Here is a 17,120-nt window from a genome sequence, read left to right as displayed (position 1 = left end):
GATGGAAATTGTCATTGTCGACAGTGCGGAGGCGGCCGGCACCGTTGTTGCCGACATCTTCGAACACGCGGTGCATTCAGGTGCACGGACTTTGGGCCTGGCGACAGGATCTTCACCGCTCTCTGTGTACCGCGAACTCGCGCGCCGTCACCGCGAGGACGGGTTGAGTTTTGCCGGCGTGCAGGCGTTCCTGTTGGACGAATACGTCGGCCTGCCGGAAGGCCACCCGGAGTCGTATGCCCAGGTGATCCGCACCGAACTGGTGAATCACCTGGACCTGGACGCGGCAAGGGTATTCAGCCCCGACGGCACCGCGCCGGATCCATTTGCCGCCGCGGCAGCCTACGACCGGGCGATTGCGTCGAATGGTCCGGTGGACGTACAACTTCTGGGCATCGGCGGCAACGGTCACATCGGTTTCAACGAACCGACGTCCTCGCTGAATTCGAGGACCCGGGTCAAGACGCTGACGGAACAGACTCGAACCGACAACGCCCGATTCTTCGAGAGTCCGGACGACGTACCACGGCACGTGATCACCCAGGGCCTCGGAACTATTTGCGAAGCAAAGCATCTGGTGATGATCGCGACCGGCGAGCACAAGGCCGCTGCGATTGCCGCTGCCGTCGAGGGGCCGCTGGCCGCGGTGTGCCCGGCATCGGTCCTCCAACTGCATCCACACGTGACGGTGGTGATCGACGATGCAGCGGCATCACAGCTTCGGCTCACCGAGTTCTACAAAACGGTGTCTGCGCACAAACCGCTTGCTCAGCACTACTGAGATATCGGACTAGACGGGCTCTCGCGTCTTCTCGAGGCCGAGTGCCATTTCGGGAGTGAGTAATTGGAAGTCGGATTCTCCGCGCCGGCGGATCCACACCGGATCGGATGTGTTCCATCGTTCGGCGCTCTGCGTTCGAGTGACCACCTTGAACGTCGCCGTTCTCGGGAACTCACTGCACACGCGGATCAAGGTCGGTTTCTGCTTCGGCCCGAGTTCCGGCCGGGAATCGATGTATTCGGCTACGGCTGCCGGGTCGAAGTTGTCGACGTCGCCGACCGGAATCACCGACGCCATGACGCGGTCGCCGACATCGCTGTCGGGGACTGCGTACACGGACACCTGCGCGAAGCCCGGGTAACCGACGAGCGAGCGTTCGATGGGTGCGGCGCCGATGTTCTCGCCGTCCACTCGTAGCCAACCGGAACTGCGTCCCGCGAAGTAGACGTAGCCGTCGAGGTCGGTGTACGCCAGATCGCCGCTCCAGTACTGGCCGTTGCGCATTCGCTCGGCGTCGGCTTCCGGGTTCTTGTAGTACCCGGCGAATGTGCCTGGGCCGGTGACGTTGACCAGTTCACCGGTTGCCTCGTCGGCATTGGTGATCCGGCCGTCAGCGTCGAAGACTGCAGGCGGGCATGGGGCTCCGGTCTCGGGATCGAGGATCTTGACCCCGTCCGGGAGAAGTCCGAGGGCGCCGGTCCGCGGCACCGGCGCCGCGGAAATCGAAATGCCGCCCTCGGTGGAACCGAACCCGTCGATGACGCGGGCATCGAAGCGCCGGACGAAGGTGGCGACGGCGGGCGCCGAACCCTCGTTGCCATACATGATCTTCAAGGTGTTGTCCCGTTCGTTCGGCACCTCGGGGGTGGAAGCGATGAAGGACAACGGCTTTCCGACGTAGTTGGAGTACGTGATTCCGTACTTGTGAACGTCGGGCAGAAAGCCCGAAGCGGAGAACTTGCGGCGCATGGCAATTCCCGCACGCGCGTGCAGCGCGACCGTCCACGCCGCCATCATGGCGTTGGAATGGAACATGGGCATCGCCATGTAGACGACGTCGTCGGCGCCGAGCCCGAAACGATCGGCAAGCATGACTCCGGGGGAGGCCAACTTGTGGTGCGTGCACCGAACCGCTTTGGGATCACCGCTTGTTCCGGAAGTGAAAATGAGCATCAACAGATCGTCGGGCTGCGCCGTCGACGCGTAGGCCGGCGTATCGGCGAAGGGCGCCAACAATTGCGTCCAGGCCGGAGAATCCACGTTGATCACCCGGACGTCACCGAGATCGACGTCGTCGAGTAGATGTGCCTGGTTGTTCTCGGTGAAGATGACCTGGCAGTCGGAGAGTTGGATGTCTCGCGCCAATGCCGGGCCGCGCCTGGTCGTGTTCAGTCCGGCAGCAATCGAACCCGAGAACGATGCTGCGCCGAGCAGTAGTGAGAATTCGGGGACGTTCTCCATCAGAAGACCGAAATGCCGGGGGCGCGTTCGATCGAGCAGCGTGTCCAGCAGCGCTGCTCGATCGAACGAGCCTTGAATGTGCTCGCGCCAGGTGATGACCTGGTCCTCGAAACGGATACCGCGGTCGTCGATCTCGCTGACTCCGAGGAGTAGATCGGAAACAGTGGGGCTCTGACTCATAGCTGCATCATCATCGATTCGTCTCGGACCAGGTCATGGATTTCCACTCGGTGGGACGCACTCAGGCAGGAACTGCGGCAAGTTCCTTGCCCAGTGCGCGAAGCTGATCTGTTGCGTTGCCGAGCAGGAACTCGTGATGCTTGGCCGCGAGGAAGTAGCGGTGAACCGGATGGTCCTCGTCCAGACCAACACCGCCGTGAACGTGAACAGCGGTGTGCCCGACGCGGTGTCCCGCATCTGCAGCCCAGAACTTGGCCGTCTGCACGGCCCCGTCGGACGGAAGTCCTTCGCTCAGACGCCACGCTGCGGCCCAGAGAGTCAGGCGAACGCCCTTGACATCGATGTATCCGTCGGCGAGGCGCTGGGCCACGGCCTGGAAACTACCGATCGGACGGCCGAACTGCACACGCTCGGTGGCGTATTCGGCGGTCAGCTTCAGCGCTTGATCGAGCACCCCGTACTGGTAGGCGCTGGAACCGAGCTGAATTCGTTCCACGATCCACGCCGCGATGTCGGATCCTTGGGCAACCGAGCCGAGAACACGATCGGCCGGGATCTGCACCGAATCGAACTCGACCAGGGCCGCACTCGAGAAATCCGTGGTCGATTGCCTGGTAATGCTCACGCCCGCGTCCGACGGTTCGACGAGGAAGACCGCGACACCGTCCTCGGTGATGGCGGGGACGAGGAACAGATCTGCGAGCGGAGCACTGTCGACGGTGATCTTTGCTCCGTCGATGCGCCAACCGTCGGCGGTCTTCTCGGCACGCGTGATCGGGTGCGCCGGGTCGTCGTTGTATTCCTCGGCGAGGGCCGCGGTGAGTATCTTCTCACCGGCAGCGGCAGCGCTTGCCCAGTCGTCGCGCTGCTTGTCCGAGCCGAATTCGGCTATCGCTGCGGCGGACCCGACGATGGACGTCAGGAACGGAACAGCTGCGACGCCGCGGCCGAGTTCGGCCAGGATGCTGCACTGCTCGAGGACACCGAATCCGTCGCCGCCCACCGATTCCGGAAGGGCCGCACCGAGAACGCCGGCCGAAGCCAGAGCGTTCCACAAGAGGGCGTCGAAACGGTCTTCGGCGGCGTCGAGTTCACGAAGGCGGTCGTTGGTGACCAGTTCGGTGACGACGGATCGTGTCAGTCCGGACAGGTCCTGCTGGGCCTCGGTAAGGGTGAATTCCATGATCGTTGGTCCTTATCGCTTCGATGCGGGAAGCCGCAGAGCTGTCATGCCGATGATGTCGCGTTGCACTTCGTTGGTACCGCCGCCGAACGTCAGGATCAGCGAAGAACGATGCATGCGTTCGATGCGTCCGCGTAGAAGAGCGCCGGGGGAGTTCTGCCTGATCGTGGCGGAGGATCCGAGAACCTCCATGAGCAAGCGGTAAGCCTCGGTGGCGAATTCGGTACCGAACACCTTGTTGGCCGACGCCGCTTCGGGACCTGGAGCGTGATCGGTTGCGGAGGCGATTTCCCAGTTCATCAACTTCAGGTACTCGGCCTTGGCATGCACGCGAGCCAGATTGATCTGCACCCATTCCTGGTCGATCATGCGTCGGCCGTCGGGCAGCTTGGTGTTCTGTGCCCACTCGCGGACCTCACGCTGCGCGGTCAGAATCGGTCCGGCCGAGGTGAGGGCAACACGCTCGTGGTTGAGCTGATTGGTGATCAGTGCCCAGCCGCCGTGTTCCTGGCCGACTATCGACGACGCCGGGACCCGTACGTCCTGGTAGTAAGTGGCGCTGGTGTCGGGGCCGGCCATGGTGTGAACCGGGGTGTAGGAGAAGCCTTCTGCGGTGGTCGGGACGATCAGCATGCTGATTCCCTTGTGCTTCTTGGCTTCCGGATCGGTGCGGCACGCCAACCACACGTAGTCGGCGTACTGGATCAGGCTCGTCCACATCTTCTGCCCGTTGATGACGTAATCGTCACCGTCACGGACGGCCGACGTGCGCAGAGACGCCAGGTCGGTGCCGGCCTCGGGCTCGGAGTAACCGATCGCGAAGTGGAGCTCACCGCGGGAGATCTTGGGCAGGAAGAAGGCCTTCTGCTCGTCCGTCCCGAAATGCATGATTGTCGGCGCTACGGAATTGATCGTCAGGAACGGCACGGGCGCACCGGCAATGGCAGCTTCGTCGGTGAAGATCAGCTGGTCCATCGCGGAGCGTTCCTGTCCGCCGTACTCTTTCGGCCAACCCAGCGTGAGCCAGCCGTCCTGGCCCATCTGCGCGACGACTTCGCGGTACACATTGCCTTCGCCGTATTCACCCGTCGTGGCAGCGAGTGCTTCACGCCGCTCGGGAGTCATCAGTTGTGCGAAGTAGGCACGCAACTCCTCCTGGAGCTGTTGCTGCTCAGGGGTGTAGGTGATGTGCATGGTTACCTCTCCATAGAGATACGAATCAAAGCGCCAATCATTCGATTGACACAGGTTCTATCGATGCGTACATCGGCGACAAGGGACGCTCTCGCCGTCTCCGGCGGATCGTTCGACGTCCGTTCTCGGTACTTTTTCGAATCATTGCACACGACTGAAACAGGTTCTAGTGTTATCGCCAGGAACGGTGTGCGGCACAGCCCTGCGGCACTCGTTTCGTATCCGTGTTCGCGCCAGTAGTAGTGAGTAGAGAAGAGGAATCGCCATGGAGGTCAGGGTTGATCTGGACCGTTGCGAGGCAAACGGTGTGTGCGTAGGGATCGCACCCGATATTTTCGACCTCGACGACAACGAGGAGCTCGTGATCAGTTCCGTGCGTCCGCCGGAGGATCGCTGGGAAGATGTCCGTTCCGCGATCGCTCAGTGCCCGCGTGCGGCGCTGACCGAACATCCGTGACGATGGTTGCCCAAAACAAGAACACGTTCTAAAGTTGCGAACTCGTGGGTCACGGCAATCGAGCCGGGTACCTCGACACACGACCGCAGAGAACCGGGAGAGCGCTTCGATGAATGCTGTGAACAGCCCAGAAACCAGTCTCGAAGGCAAGGTCGCCATCGTGACCGGTGCCGGATCGGGGCTCGGAAAGTTCGAGGCCATCGGTCTGGCGAAGGCCGGTGCGTCGTTGGTCGTCAACGATCTGGCCCCGAACGAGGCCGTCGAAGCAACGCTCGAGGAGATCCGCGGTCTCGGCGCCAAAGTCGAATTCGTGGCAGGCAACGTCGGTGAGCGTTCTACCGCCGACGCACTGATGGAAGCAGCGCAGGGACAGTTCGGCAGCGTCGACATCGTCGTCAACAATGCCGGCGTCGTACGCGACCGGATGCTGTTCAACATGTCCGACGAAGACTGGGATCTGGTCCTCGAAGTTCATCTTCGCGGCCATTTCCTCCTGTGCCGCAACGCCGCTGCCTACTGGCGAGCGAAATCCAAGGAAGCCGGGGCGCCGGTGTACGGGCGCATCGTCAACACTTCTTCGGAGGCGGGTCTCCTCGGACCGGAAGGGCAGCCCAACTACGGCGCTGCAAAAGCCGGAATCACGGCGCTGACGTTGTCGGCCGCACGTGGGCTCTCGCGCTACGGCGTTCGGGCCAACGCGATCTGCCCGCGGGCACGGACGTCGATGACCGAAGGTGTGTTCGGTGACGCGCCGGCCGACGGCATCGATCCGCTCTCGCCCGAGCATGTGGCATCGCTCGTCTCGTACCTGGCGTCACCGGCGGCCGACGCCGTCAACGGTCAGGTATTCGTGGTGTACGGACCGATGGTTGCGCTGATGGCGGCGCCCGTCGTCGAGCAGCGGTTCGACGCAGAGGGAGATTCCTGGTCGCCGGAAACGCTGTCCGCGGTGATGGGTGACTACTTCGCCGACCGTGACCCGGCAAAGATGTTCTCGGCATCGGCGGCCCTGCGCGCGTTGGGCTGATCGACGGGTCTGATTCTCAGGTGCGCGACACGTAGAACCGTTGTTCACACTTAGACGGTCTACGTGTCCACTTCCTGGTAGAAATAGCGTGTTCACGAGTCGGTGGGCGCGGCACTCTGCCTGCGTTCTACAACGAGACCAACGGTCTCGAAAAAACTAGACTGTGTTCCAATTTTGCATTCCTGTGAACGATGCGATATTCGATCGACGTGCCCGGTCAAGGCTGGCGCGGTAGCAGGGTCTCGATCCGGCGCCGATAAGCGCTGATCATTCAAAAGTATTAATTTCCAGGATATTTCGGCGAAATTCGTACCGAAAAGGGATGCTTCCCATGGCCCGAACCTTCGGGTTTCGGATCGTCGCCGTGAGGCTACTTCTTAGAGTTGGACACTTGTTTTTGACAGGTGAACACGTTCTAGTTAATATGACCTGAGTCACAAGCTGTCGGGGGCTGGACTATGAGAACAGACAGTACTGCGGCAACCAAGGACGAGGAGGGCGAATGGTAGACCTCGTCGAGGTGCCATTACGAGCGGTCGGTGGCTTCTTTCAGATGTCCGCCCAAACCTTGAGGGCAGTCTTCTCCCGCCCCTTCCAGCGTCAAGAGTTCATTGATCAGGCCTGGTTCGTGGCGCGAGTCTCGATGGTGCCGACGGTGCTGGTCGCAATCCCGTTCACGGTGCTGGTCAGTTTCACCATCAACATTCTCTTGCGCGAGATCGGTGCAGCCGACCTCAGTGGTGCCGGCGCTGCGCTCGGTACCGTCACACAGGTCGGCCCCATCGTCACCGTGCTGATCGTCGCCGGCGCCGGCGCAACCGCCATCTGCGCGGACCTCTCGGCCAGAACCATTCGCGAAGAGATCGACGCCATGAAGGTGCTCGGTATCAATCCGATCCACCGGTTGGTCGTTCCCCGGGTGCTCGCGTCGACGGGAGTGGCGCTGCTCCTCAACGGACTGGTCTGCACCATCGGCATCCTCGGCGGTTTCGTCTTCTCCGTGTTCATCCAGGACGTGAATCCCGGCGCCTTCGTCAACGGCATCACACTGCTCACCGGATTCGGTGAGCTCATGCTCTCCATGGTCAAAGCAGGACTGTTCGGCATGATCGCCGGCCTGGTTGCGGCCTACCTCGGACTCAACGTCAAGGGCGGCGCCAAGAGCGTCGGTGACGCGGTCAACCAGACCGTCGTGTTCGCGTTCATGGCGCTCTTCGTCGTCAACGTGCTCATCACGACCATCGGTATCAAGTTGACGGCCGGATGAGGCACACGGCAGTCGGAGAGATCGAAGTGGACAGAACGACGAACGACGGACGGGAGGAGATCTGATGGCGTTGGCCGCAGCGGGGCGCTTCCCGCGCACACGTCGACAGATCGGCTCGATCTCTCGCAGTATCGACAGCATCGGTGATCAAGCGCTGTTCTTCGCGAAGGCTCTCGGTCACGCTCCCAAGGCGCTGATGCGTTATCCGCGTGAAACTCTGCGACTGATCGCCGAGATCAGCATGGGCACCGGTGCGCTCGCCGTCATCGGTGGCACCGTCGTGATCGTCGGATTCCTGACGCTGTTCACCGGTGGCACCATCGCCGTTCAGGGCTACAGCTCGCTGGGCAACATCGGTGTGGAAGCACTGACGGGCTTCTTCGCCGCCTTCATCAACGTTCGCATCGCAGCGCCGGTCATCGCCGGAATCGGCCTCGCCGCGACCATCGGCGCCGGCTCCACCGCGCAGCTCGGTGCGATGCGCGTCTCCGAAGAGATCGACGCCCTGGAGACGATGGCGATCCCGTCGATTCCGTATCTGGTCAGCACCCGCGTCATGGCCGGCATGATCGCGATCATCCCGCTGTACTCCCTGGCGGTGATCGCGTCGTTCGTCGCCAGCCGCTTTGCGACGGTGTTCCTCTACAACCAGTCCGGCGGCGTGTACGACCACTACTTCACGACCTTCCTGATACCCACGGACATACTGTGGTCGTTCGCCCAGGCGATAGTCATGGCGCTGGCCGTCATGCTCATCCACACCTACTACGGCTTCAACGCAACCGGTGGCCCGGTCGGCGTCGGTGTCGCGGTGGGTAACGCAGTGCGCGCCTCGTTGATCGCGGTCGTCACGGTCACCCTGCTCATCTCACTCGCCATCTACGGCGGGTCCGGCAACTTCAACCTGTCGGGATAGGCGGGCAAGCGATGACCGTACCCAGATGGCACAAGAAGTTGGCCGCAGCCGGCCTGGTCCTCGGACTCGTGGCGATCGTCGCCGTTGCTCTCACCATGTTCTCGGGTGGGTTCACCAAGAGCACGCCCATCACCGTGACGTCCACGCGTGCCGGCCTGGTCATGGAACCGAATGCCAAGGTGAAGCTGCGCGGAGTGCAGGTCGGCCGCGTCGAATCGATCTCCCTCGTCGGCGACCAGGCAAACCTGAAGTTGGCGATGGATCCGGGCCAGATGTCGAAGATTCCGTCGAACGCCCGGGTGGAAATCAAGACCACCACGGTGTTCGGTGCGAAGTACGTCAACATCGTGATTCCCGACGATCCGTCGACCCAGCCGATCCAGGAGGGTGCTGTCATCGCCTCGGACAGCGTCACCGTCGAGTTCAACAGTGTCTTCGAACATCTTTCGGACGTACTCGCGAAGATCGAACCGGAAAAGCTCAACGCCACACTCGGCGCGATCTCCACTGCACTCAACGGGCGCGGCGAGTCGCTGGGTGAGGTTCTCGAGCTCGGTGACACCTATCTGAAGAAGATGAATCCGGTTCTGCCGCAGCTCCAGGAAGACTTGGTCGGCGCCGCCGATGTCACCAACCTGTACGCCGACGTGGCACCGGATCTGATGCGCATCCTCGACAACGCCACCGCGACAAGCGGATCGATCGTGGCGGAGCAGGCAAACCTCGACCTGCTGTTGCTGAACGTCACCGGCCTCGCGGACACCGGCAACGCGTTGTTGACCGACAACGAGCAGAACCTGACCACCGCCCTCGACACTCTGACCGCGACGACGACCCTGCTCGACAAGTACTCGTCGGGTCTGACGTGCTTCATCGTCGGGTTGAACGACGGCCGGATCAAGTTCGAGCCACTGGCAGGCACCGGGGACAAGGCTGCACTGATGCTGAGTGCGAGCTTCATGTACGGCGCCGAGGCGTACCAGAACCCGCAATCTCTCCCCAAGGTCGCGGCCTCCGGTGGACCCAATTGTTATGGTCTGCCCGAATTCGATCCGAAGGTCGACGGGCATGCCCCGTTCGCAGTCACCAACACCGGCAACGTGCCTTTCGTTCCCAACACCGAACTGCGCGTCACCGTGCCGACCATTTTCCAGTATCTCTTCGGTGACTCCTACGAGCAGGAAGACGGGAAGTGATGAGACCGACCACGGTCAAGCTGCTGATTTTCACCGTCGTCATGGCGGTCATCTTCGCCGGACTGGCGATCGTCTTCAGTCAGGTGCGCTTCAGCAGCAGCAACGGATTTCACGCCACGTTCTCGGACGTCTCGGGACTCAAGTCCGGCGACAAGGTACGTATCGCCGGTGTTCCGGTCGGGTCGGTCACCGGAGTGTCCATCGGTGACTCCAACCAGGCCGAGGTCGAGTTCGACGTCGATACCAAGTACTCACTGATGAAGAGCACCAAAGCGACTGTGCGCTACGAGAACCTGGTGGGCGACCGCTACATGGAACTGCTCGAGGGCGCTGGTTCCACCGAGACGCTTTCGTCAGGTGGATCGATTCCAGTCGACCAGACGTCGCCCGCGCTCGATCTGGATCTGCTGCTCGGCGGATTCAAGCCGCTGCTTCGCTCTCTCGACCCCCAGCAGGTCAACGACCTCTCCGGGGCCCTGCTCCAGGTACTCCAAGGTCAGGGTGGAACATTGGTTTCGCTTCTGGGAAACACCAGTTCGTTCACCAGCACGTTGGCGGACCGAGATCAGCTGATCGGGGACGTCATCACCAACCTCAACGACGTACTCGGCACGATCAACGACAAGGGTGATCAGTTCTCCACCACGATCGATCAGCTCCAGCAGTTGGTCAGTGGATTGGCGAAGGACAGTGGCCCGATCGGTAATTCGATCACCGAGATCGCCGGCGCGACCGGAGATCTCGCATCGCTGCTGCAGGCGACACGTCCGGACATCCAGACCCTGATCGGGGAGACCAACCGAACGATGACGCAGCTGGACCTGGGCAAGGACGACATCAATACCGCGCTCGGTCGTCTGCCGTCCGACTACCGGAAGCTGATCCGAGTGGGCACGTACGGAGCGTTCTTCCAGTTCTATCTGTGCGCCAACACTTTCAAGTTCTCCGGACCTGACGGAACGACGATCATCTTGCCCACGGCAGTCCAGGACACGGGAAGGTGCGCAAAAGTCTCATGACCCCTACCCGTGAACGCAATCCGGTACAGATCGGTGTCATCGGTCTCGTCCTGGCGGTGGCAACCGTGGGTGCCACGCTTCAATACGATCAACTCCAGTTCATCAACGGCGGCATTCGCTACTCGGCGTATTTCCAAGATGCCGGCGGCCTGGTCGCCGGCGACAATGTGACCATGGCCGGAGTGAATGTCGGCAAGGTCAGCGACGTCGAGCTCGACGACCAGAAGGTTCTGGTCACCTTCACCGTTCAGGACGGCGTCGCCCTGGGCGAGCAGACCGCGGCCGACATCAAGACCAACACGGTTCTCGGCCGAAAGTCGTTGGCGGTGCGGCCGGAAGGATCCGGACTGCTGCGCACGGACACGCCGATTCCTATCGAGCGCACCAACTCCCCGTACTCGCTCAACGACGCGCTCGGCGACCTCGGTACCACGGTGTCCGAACTCGACACGGACCAGATCAACGATTCGCTCAACGCTATCTCGGACACGCTGGCCGATACTCCGCCCGAACTGCGCACCGCGTTGGACGGAATGACGCGGCTTTCGCAGAGCATCAACTCACGCGACGAGAGCCTGCTCCAATTGCTCTCGCGGGCCGAAGATGTCACCAAGATCCTCTCCGACAGAAGCGGTCAGATCGATTCGTTGCTGGTTGACGGCAACAAGCTGTTTGCCGAACTGAGCTTGCGGCGTGACGCGATCAGCGAACTGATCGTCAACACCGGCGCAGTCTCACGTCAACTGTCAGCGCTTGTGCAGGAGAACGAGGCTCAGATGGGGCCGACCCTCGAGAAGCTGAATTCGGTCGCCGAGGTTCTTCAGCAGAACAAGGACAACATCGCCGGGGCGCTCGACGGCCTCGGACCGTACATCACCGCGCTCGGCGAGACCGTGGCCAGCGGCCCGTTCTTCGATGCCTTCATCATCAACATTCTGCCGAGTAACTGGTGGAAGACTTTGGTGGACACCAGCGTCGCGCCCGAGCAGGTTCCGGGCGACCTGGAAGACTTCTTCCCCGGCATTCCACCGACGATCAGGGGGCCGGGAGAATGACCGAGTCCATGACTTCACAGGATTCACAGGGCTCCACCAACCCACGCAAGAAGTGGGTGCTGATCGGAGCGGGTGTGCTGGTCGCGCTGCTCGTGGCGGGTGCGGCCTACCTCTTCATCCCTGGCCTGGGCAAGACCAAGATCTCCGCGCACTTCGTCTCGACGACAGGTCTCTACGAGGGCGACGTCGTGCGAGTGCTCGGTGTCAACGTCGGCAAGGTGACGAAGATCGAACCGCGTGATCGGGACACGTACGTCGAGATGAAGATCGACTCGAGCGTCGACGTTCCGGCAGATGCCAAGGCGCTCATCGTTGCTCAAAGCCTCGTGTCCGCACGCTTCGTGCAATTGACCCCCGTGTACTCCGGCGGGGAACAGATGCCCAATGGCGGCGAGATCCCGATCGAGCGCACCGCCGTTCCGGTGGAGTGGGACGAGATCAAGACCGAACTGACCAAACTGTCTGACGCACTCGGACCGGAGGGTCTGGACGATCAGGGTTCCCTCGGCCGATTCATCGACACCGTGGGAACGAACCTCGACGGTAACGGTGAGTCCATTCGGTCGACGTTGCGCGAACTCTCGGCCACGATGCACACGCTGTCCGAAGGCCGGACCGATTTGTTCTCCACCATTCGGAACCTGCAGGCGTTTGTCACTGCGTTGTCCTCGAGCAACGAGCAGATCGTGCAGTTCAGCGGTCACCTCGCTTCGGTGACAAGCGTTCTCGCAAGCAGCTCCGACGAGTTGGGTACCGCCCTCAGCGATCTCGACCTGGCGGTGGGCGACGTTCAGCGGTTCGTCAAGGACAACAGCGAGGGACTGAGCGAATCGGTCGCGCGTCTGGCCGATGCCACCCAGGTACTGACGGACAAGCGCCCGGAGATCGAGCAGGTTCTGCACTCCGGACCGACGTCGCTTGCCAACTTCTATCAGATCTACAAACCGGCTCAGGGCAGCATGACCGGCGCAATCGCACTGAGTAACTTCAAGAATCCGATCCAGTGGATCTGTGGTTCCATCGAAGGCATCGACAGTGGTAACTCCCAGAACAGTGCCGACCTGTGTAAGCAATACCTCGGGCCGGTGCTCAGCACGATGATCGGCAACTACCCCGGATTCCTGTTCAACCCGGTCGCGGGCGTGCAGGCTTTCCCGGATCAGATCGTCTACACCGAACCGGGATTGGAAGCGGCAAGTCAGAATCAGCCGGAAACCGTCGCAGGACCGATGTCAGGTGCTCCCATGACGAGTGTTCCCAAGGATCTCGCCGAACTCTTCAACATGGGCGGAGGGAACTGATGCGGGTAGCTCGCAAGACCACGGTTGCCGTGTTGGCCACGGCAGTGGCACTCGGCGCCAGCGGTTGTGAATGGAACGGTCTCAACTCTGTGCCGATGCCAGGAACTCAGGGCCGGGGCGAAGGCGCATACGAGGTCCAGATCGAGATGCCGAACGTGACTACGCTGTCGCAGAATTCGCCCGTCCGGGTGGATGACGTTGCAGTGGGAAGCGTTTCGAACATCGAGGTTCAGGGCTGGCACGCTCTGGTGACGGTGTCGCTGAATCCCGAGGTTCAGTTGCCTGCCAACGCGACGGCAAAAATCGGCCAGACCAGCTTGCTCGGCTCTCAGCACATCGAGTTGGCGCCGCCGGTTGGAGAAGAGCCCGAGGGCCGACTCGAAGCCGGTGACTTGATTCCCATCGAGCGGGCGGGCGCTTACCCGACGACGGAACAGACGCTGTCGTCTCTGTCGGTTGTTCTCAACGGCGGCGGTCTCGCTCAGGTTCAGGACATCACGAAGGAACTCAACGCCGCTCTCGGTGGGCGTGAAGATTCCGTTCGAGACCTCCTGCCTCAGCTCGATCAGCTGGTCGGAAGTCTGGACAAGCAACGAGGCGACATCGTTTCGGCGATGGAAGGACTCGATCGACTGTCCTCGACCGTCCAGGCACAGCACGACACCTTGAACAAAGCGCTCGAAGGTATTCCGCCGGCACTCGAGGTTCTTGTCGCTCAGCGTCAGGACATCACCAACGCGTTGACCTCCCTCGGTGGTCTCAGCGAGGTGGCGAGCCGTGTCATCCAGGAGAGCGGCGACGATTTCGCGACCAATGTTCGGGCTCTTTCGCCGACTCTGAAGGCCTTGGCGGATTCGGGTAACGCTCTCACTCAAGTTCTCGGAGTCCTCTTGACGTTCCCGTTCCCACAGAACGGAATCGACAACGTCATCCGCGGTGACTACGCCAACCTGGCGATGACCATCGACATCTCGCTGCCCCGACTCGACGCGAACTTCCTCACCGGAACTCCGTTGGCCGGAACACTCTCCGGCCCGGAAGGTGTGTTGGGTAAGCAGGCCGGGCTCGCCGGACAGACAGGCAACCCGTTGAGCGATCCGCTCAAGCCTGCCGCACCGCCGGCCCAGGCTCCCGCCGGACAGGCTCCCGCTGCGCAGGCCCCGGCAGCGGATCCGAATACCATTCAGATTCCGGGACTTCCGCCGATCAACATTCCAGGACTTCCTCAGGGGGCACCGGCACCATGATGCTCACAAAGTTCGTCCGTATCCAGCTCATCATCTTCGCCGTCTTGACGGTCGTCGGTTTGATCGTGATGGCGACTCAGTACGTGCGTGTTCCGGCGATGGTCGGTATCGGCCGTTACGACGTCACTGTCGAATTGCCCGCCACCGGTGGGCTGTACAAGAACTCGAACGTCACCTACCGCGGTCAGACCATCGGTGTCGTGAACGCGGTGGAGCTCTCGGAGACGGGTGTGAATGCGCGACTGTCTCTCGAGAGTGGCGTCAAGGTTCCGTCGGACGTCGATGCTGCGGTCAAGAGTGTGTCGGCGATCGGCGAGCAGTTCGTCGACCTGATTCCGCACACCGACAGCTCCGGAGCGATCGTGGTCGACGGGCATCTGGAAAACGGATCGGTGATTCCCGAAGACCGAACCAGCATTCCGCAGGATGTCGGCGCGATGCTCGATCAGGCAGATCTGTTGCTGCAGAGCATTTCCGACACCAAGCTCAAGACCGTCATCGACGAATCCTTCAAGGCGTTCAACGGTGCCGGCCCGGATCTGCAGAAGCTGATCGACTCGGCTCGGCTGTTCGTCGAGGAGGCGAACAACAACTCCGACGCGACCAAGACGCTGATCGAGCAGGCCGGTCCACTCCTGGACACTCAGGTGGTCAGCAGCGACGCCATCCGTTCCTGGACAAGCAATCTGGTGACGTTCACCGACCAGCTCCGAGCCAGCGACCCTGATCTGCGTGCCGTCATCCAGAAGGGTCCGGCCGCAGCGGCGGAGGCGAATGCTCTTCTGCAAGACATGCAGCCGACATTGCCGATTCTTCTGGCGAACCTCGTGTCCGTCGGACAGGTCGGCGTGATCTACAACAACGCGATCGAGCAGATTCTGGTCATCTACCCGCCGCTGGCCGCAGCGCTGGTCACGGTGGCAGGCTCCGGCCCGGCTGCGGATGGTGCACTGGTGGACTTCCACATGGAGGTCAACGACCCGCCGCCGTGCACTACAGGATTCCTGCCCGCAGAGCAGTGGCGCAGTCCGAAGGACGAATCACCGATCGAGACGCCGTCGGATCTCTTCTGCCAGGTTGCCCAGGATTCGCCGATCGCCGTGCGCGGCGCGAGAAACCTTCCCTGCGAGGAGTATCCGGGACGTCGTGCGCCGACGGTCGAACAGTGCCGTTCCGGCTACGTACCGATGGGCACGAACCCGCAATCCGGGCCTCCGGAACCGATTACCGCGACCCCGAGCTCGTACACGTCGACGCCTTCGGTCTCGGCTCGTCGGTACGATCCGATTACAGGCACGTACATCGGGCCGGACGGAAGGACGTACTCGCAACCGAACCTCGGTGGCGGCGACGTCAGTCTCGAACAGTTCATGAAGGGTCAGCAGGGTTGATGACAGACGAAGATCCACAGGCCGGGCAGCGGGTGCGCCGTCGCGCGTCCCGCAGCGCCGGACCCACGGGTGCGGATGCAGACGCTGCCGCGGTAGTAGTGCCCACCGAAAAGAAGTCGGCCGAACAGAAGTCGGCTGAGCAGAAGTCGGCTGAGCAGACGGCGGCCGAGCAGAAGGTGGCGGCGCCAGTTGCTTTGGGCAAGCCCGATACTCCACCTGAGAAGGTCGTCAGCGGCGATCAGGTCGCGACCAAGGCTGAGCCGACTGGCACCGCCGAAACCCCCGCAGAAACTGCTGTGGACACCCCTGTTCGTTCGAAGCCCAAGGCCGGGTTGGTAGTCGGGATCGCCGTTGCTTCGGTGATCGCTGTTGCTCTTGCGGCCTTGACGGTGTTTCTTCTCGTCGACCGGAACAAGGCGTCCAATGCCGACGAGGACCGAGCCCGCTACGTGGCCGGTGCCCGGACCACCGCACTGAATCTGACGACACTGCACGCGGATACAGCGGCTGCCGACCTCGACAAGTTCCTCGCCGGCACCACCGACGAGTTCAAGTCGCAGTTCGACGGACGCAAGGATTCGTTTGTCAACGTCCTCGGGCAGGCCGGAGTTCAGACCGACGGCGAGGTACTCGAAGCCGGGTTCGAGAAGTCCGACGGCGATTGCGGGACTTCATTGGTCGCCGTGCGTGCGATGCAGAAGAACGGCGACGAAGCGCCCGCTGAACGCAACTACCGACTCCGAATCACCATGTGCGACGTCGACGGGCAGTTGCTTGCCTCGAATGTGGAGTTTGTGCCATGACCCCAGAAGTAATCCCCGAGACGTCCAAGCCCAAGCGCGTCTCACCGCTCGCCATCGTTCTGTGCGTCATCAGTGCAGTGGCCATCGCGTTGGCGGCAGTGTCGGCCTATCTCTACTTCGGTCCGGGTGGAACGCGTGACATTGCGGCGATCGATCAGACCAGAGACGAAGTGGCACAGGCCTCTTCCGATCAGGCGGTTGCGATGTTCCAGTACGACTACAACAACGTCGACCAGCAGTTGCACGCGGCCACAGACGGTTTGACGGGCGATTTCCAGGGCACGTTCACCAACCTGATCGAATCGGTGATCATTCCGGGAGCCAAGGAAAAGTCGCTGACCGTTCAGGTAGTCGTCCAGGGCGCCGCGGTTCTCGACGCGGAGGCGGACAGCGCGACGACGATGCTGTTCCTCAATCAGATCACCACGTCTTCGGAATCACCCGAAGCCGTCGCCAGTGGTAGTCGCGTCAAGATGAGTCTGGAGAAGCAGGACGGGCGTTGGCTCGTGAACAACGTCCAACCCTTCTGATCGATCACCTGAAACAGGCTGGGGTCGATCACCTGAAACAGGCTGGGGTCGATCACCTGAAACAGGCTGGGGCCGCGGAGATTCACTCTCCGCGGCCCCAGCCTTTTGTGCA

16 protein-coding genes are annotated in these 17,120 nt (G+C 61.9%); 13 read left to right on the top strand and 3 right to left on the bottom strand.

Features of this window, described 5'->3' with window-relative positions; all coding sequences use genetic code 11:
- Position 1 precedes the first annotated feature (1 nt).
- A complete protein-coding gene (gene nagB, locus AC2ETI_RS11320; RefSeq protein ID WP_029254523.1) occupies positions 2-781 on the top strand; it encodes a glucosamine-6-phosphate deaminase in 780 nt (259 codons plus the stop codon).
- A gap of 9 nt (positions 782-790) precedes the next feature.
- Here nagB and AC2ETI_RS11315 read toward each other — a convergent pair whose 3' ends face one another.
- From AC2ETI_RS11315 to AC2ETI_RS11305, 3 genes are all read right to left on the bottom strand, one after another.
- Complete coding sequence (locus tag AC2ETI_RS11315) at positions 791-2,422, bottom strand: long-chain-fatty-acid--CoA ligase (protein ID WP_483633915.1); 1,632 nt, start codon at positions 2,420-2,422, stop codon at positions 791-793.
- Between the two features lie 61 nt (positions 2,423-2,483).
- Positions 2,484-3,605, bottom strand: coding sequence for an acyl-CoA dehydrogenase family protein (locus tag AC2ETI_RS11310; RefSeq protein WP_020968503.1), 1,122 nt, complete (start codon positions 3,603-3,605; stop codon positions 2,484-2,486).
- A 12-nt stretch (positions 3,606-3,617) separates the two neighbouring features.
- Complete coding sequence (locus AC2ETI_RS11305) at positions 3,618-4,799, bottom strand: acyl-CoA dehydrogenase family protein (RefSeq protein ID WP_259117495.1); 1,182 nt, start codon at positions 4,797-4,799, stop codon at positions 3,618-3,620.
- A 265-nt stretch (positions 4,800-5,064) separates the two neighbouring features.
- Between AC2ETI_RS11305 and AC2ETI_RS11300 the strand changes: the two genes are divergently transcribed.
- The 12 genes from AC2ETI_RS11300 (at position 5,065) to AC2ETI_RS11245 (ending at position 17,008) form a co-directional block, all read left to right on the top strand.
- Complete coding sequence (locus tag AC2ETI_RS11300; protein ID WP_007734330.1) at positions 5,065-5,256, top strand: ferredoxin; 192 nt, start codon at positions 5,065-5,067, stop codon at positions 5,254-5,256.
- Positions 5,257-5,365: 109 nt separating this feature from the next.
- Positions 5,366-6,283 carry a 3-oxoacyl-ACP reductase gene (locus tag AC2ETI_RS11295; protein WP_007734334.1) on the top strand — a complete coding sequence of 306 codons (918 nt, stop codon included), beginning with the start codon at positions 5,366-5,368 and terminating at the stop codon, positions 6,281-6,283.
- A 502-nt stretch (positions 6,284-6,785) separates the two neighbouring features.
- Complete coding sequence (locus AC2ETI_RS11290; protein WP_003945687.1) at positions 6,786-7,550, top strand: MlaE family ABC transporter permease; 765 nt, start codon at positions 6,786-6,788, stop codon at positions 7,548-7,550.
- 64 nt (positions 7,551-7,614) lie between these two features.
- Positions 7,615-8,466: an MlaE family ABC transporter permease gene (locus AC2ETI_RS11285; RefSeq protein ID WP_003945759.1), complete on the top strand. Its 852-nt coding sequence runs from the start codon at positions 7,615-7,617 to the stop codon at positions 8,464-8,466.
- Positions 8,467-8,477: 11 nt separating this feature from the next.
- On the top strand, positions 8,478-9,662 hold the full coding sequence (locus AC2ETI_RS11280) for an MCE family protein (RefSeq protein WP_003945815.1): 1,185 nt from the start codon (positions 8,478-8,480) through the stop codon (positions 9,660-9,662).
- Positions 9,662-10,681, top strand: coding sequence for an MCE family protein (locus tag AC2ETI_RS11275; RefSeq protein WP_019746999.1), 1,020 nt, complete (start codon positions 9,662-9,664; stop codon positions 10,679-10,681). Before AC2ETI_RS11280 ends, AC2ETI_RS11275 begins: the two co-directional genes overlap by 1 nt.
- Positions 10,678-11,736, top strand: coding sequence for an MCE family protein (locus AC2ETI_RS11270; protein ID WP_021332433.1), 1,059 nt, complete (start codon positions 10,678-10,680; stop codon positions 11,734-11,736). Before AC2ETI_RS11275 ends, AC2ETI_RS11270 begins: the two co-directional genes overlap by 4 nt.
- Complete coding sequence (locus AC2ETI_RS11265; RefSeq protein WP_483633914.1) at positions 11,733-13,037, top strand: MCE family protein; 1,305 nt, start codon at positions 11,733-11,735, stop codon at positions 13,035-13,037. The genes AC2ETI_RS11270 and AC2ETI_RS11265 overlap by 4 nt, the downstream gene beginning before the upstream one ends.
- Positions 13,037-14,284: an MCE family protein gene (locus AC2ETI_RS11260; RefSeq protein WP_020968506.1), complete on the top strand. Its 1,248-nt coding sequence runs from the start codon at positions 13,037-13,039 to the stop codon at positions 14,282-14,284. Before AC2ETI_RS11265 ends, AC2ETI_RS11260 begins: the two co-directional genes overlap by 1 nt.
- Entirely contained in the window at positions 14,281-15,675 is a 1,395-nt protein-coding gene (locus AC2ETI_RS11255) for an MCE family protein (protein ID WP_020906318.1), read from the top strand. Before AC2ETI_RS11260 ends, AC2ETI_RS11255 begins: the two co-directional genes overlap by 4 nt.
- On the top strand, positions 15,675-16,478 hold the full coding sequence (locus AC2ETI_RS11250) for a hypothetical protein (protein ID WP_483633913.1): 804 nt from the start codon (positions 15,675-15,677) through the stop codon (positions 16,476-16,478). The genes AC2ETI_RS11255 and AC2ETI_RS11250 overlap by 1 nt, the downstream gene beginning before the upstream one ends.
- Positions 16,475-17,008 carry a twin-arginine translocation pathway signal gene (locus AC2ETI_RS11245; protein WP_019747004.1) on the top strand — a complete coding sequence of 178 codons (534 nt, stop codon included), beginning with the start codon at positions 16,475-16,477 and terminating at the stop codon, positions 17,006-17,008. The genes AC2ETI_RS11250 and AC2ETI_RS11245 overlap by 4 nt, the downstream gene beginning before the upstream one ends.
- Positions 17,009-17,120 lie beyond the last annotated feature (112 nt).

This window comes from Rhodococcus sp. MurmanLake-1 (assembly GCF_056945715.1).
This window is presented reverse-complemented; position numbering and strand designations above follow the sequence as displayed.

Bases quoted from the DNA above. Each gene is read 5' to 3' on its own strand.
- AC2ETI_RS11260 (WP_020968506.1), top strand. From the start codon at position 13,037: ATGCGGGTAGCTCGCAAGACCACGGTTGCCGTGTTGGCCACGGCAGTG.
- AC2ETI_RS11290 (WP_003945687.1), top strand. From the start codon at position 6,786: ATGGTAGACCTCGTCGAGGTGCCATTACGAGCGGTCGGTGGCTTCTTT.
- AC2ETI_RS11255 (WP_020906318.1), top strand. From the start codon at position 14,281: ATGATGCTCACAAAGTTCGTCCGTATCCAGCTCATCATCTTCGCCGTC.
- AC2ETI_RS11265 (WP_483633914.1), top strand. From the start codon at position 11,733: ATGACCGAGTCCATGACTTCACAGGATTCACAGGGCTCCACCAACCCA.
- AC2ETI_RS11285 (WP_003945759.1), top strand. From the start codon at position 7,615: ATGGCGTTGGCCGCAGCGGGGCGCTTCCCGCGCACACGTCGACAGATC.
- AC2ETI_RS11245 (WP_019747004.1), top strand. From the start codon at position 16,475: ATGACCCCAGAAGTAATCCCCGAGACGTCCAAGCCCAAGCGCGTCTCA.
- AC2ETI_RS11315 (WP_483633915.1), bottom strand. From the start codon at position 2,422: ATGAGTCAGAGCCCCACTGTTTCCGATCTACTCCTCGGAGTCAGCGAG.
- AC2ETI_RS11280 (WP_003945815.1), top strand. From the start codon at position 8,478: ATGACCGTACCCAGATGGCACAAGAAGTTGGCCGCAGCCGGCCTGGTC.
- AC2ETI_RS11305 (WP_259117495.1), bottom strand. From the start codon at position 4,799: ATGCACATCACCTACACCCCTGAGCAGCAACAGCTCCAGGAGGAGTTG.
- AC2ETI_RS11300 (WP_007734330.1), top strand. From the start codon at position 5,065: ATGGAGGTCAGGGTTGATCTGGACCGTTGCGAGGCAAACGGTGTGTGC.
- AC2ETI_RS11275 (WP_019746999.1), top strand. From the start codon at position 9,662: ATGAGACCGACCACGGTCAAGCTGCTGATTTTCACCGTCGTCATGGCG.
- AC2ETI_RS11310 (WP_020968503.1), bottom strand. From the start codon at position 3,605: ATGGAATTCACCCTTACCGAGGCCCAGCAGGACCTGTCCGGACTGACA.
- AC2ETI_RS11270 (WP_021332433.1), top strand. From the start codon at position 10,678: ATGACCCCTACCCGTGAACGCAATCCGGTACAGATCGGTGTCATCGGT.
- AC2ETI_RS11250 (WP_483633913.1), top strand. From the start codon at position 15,675: ATGACAGACGAAGATCCACAGGCCGGGCAGCGGGTGCGCCGTCGCGCG.
- AC2ETI_RS11295 (WP_007734334.1), top strand. From the start codon at position 5,366: ATGAATGCTGTGAACAGCCCAGAAACCAGTCTCGAAGGCAAGGTCGCC.
- nagB (WP_029254523.1), top strand. From the start codon at position 2: ATGGAAATTGTCATTGTCGACAGTGCGGAGGCGGCCGGCACCGTTGTT.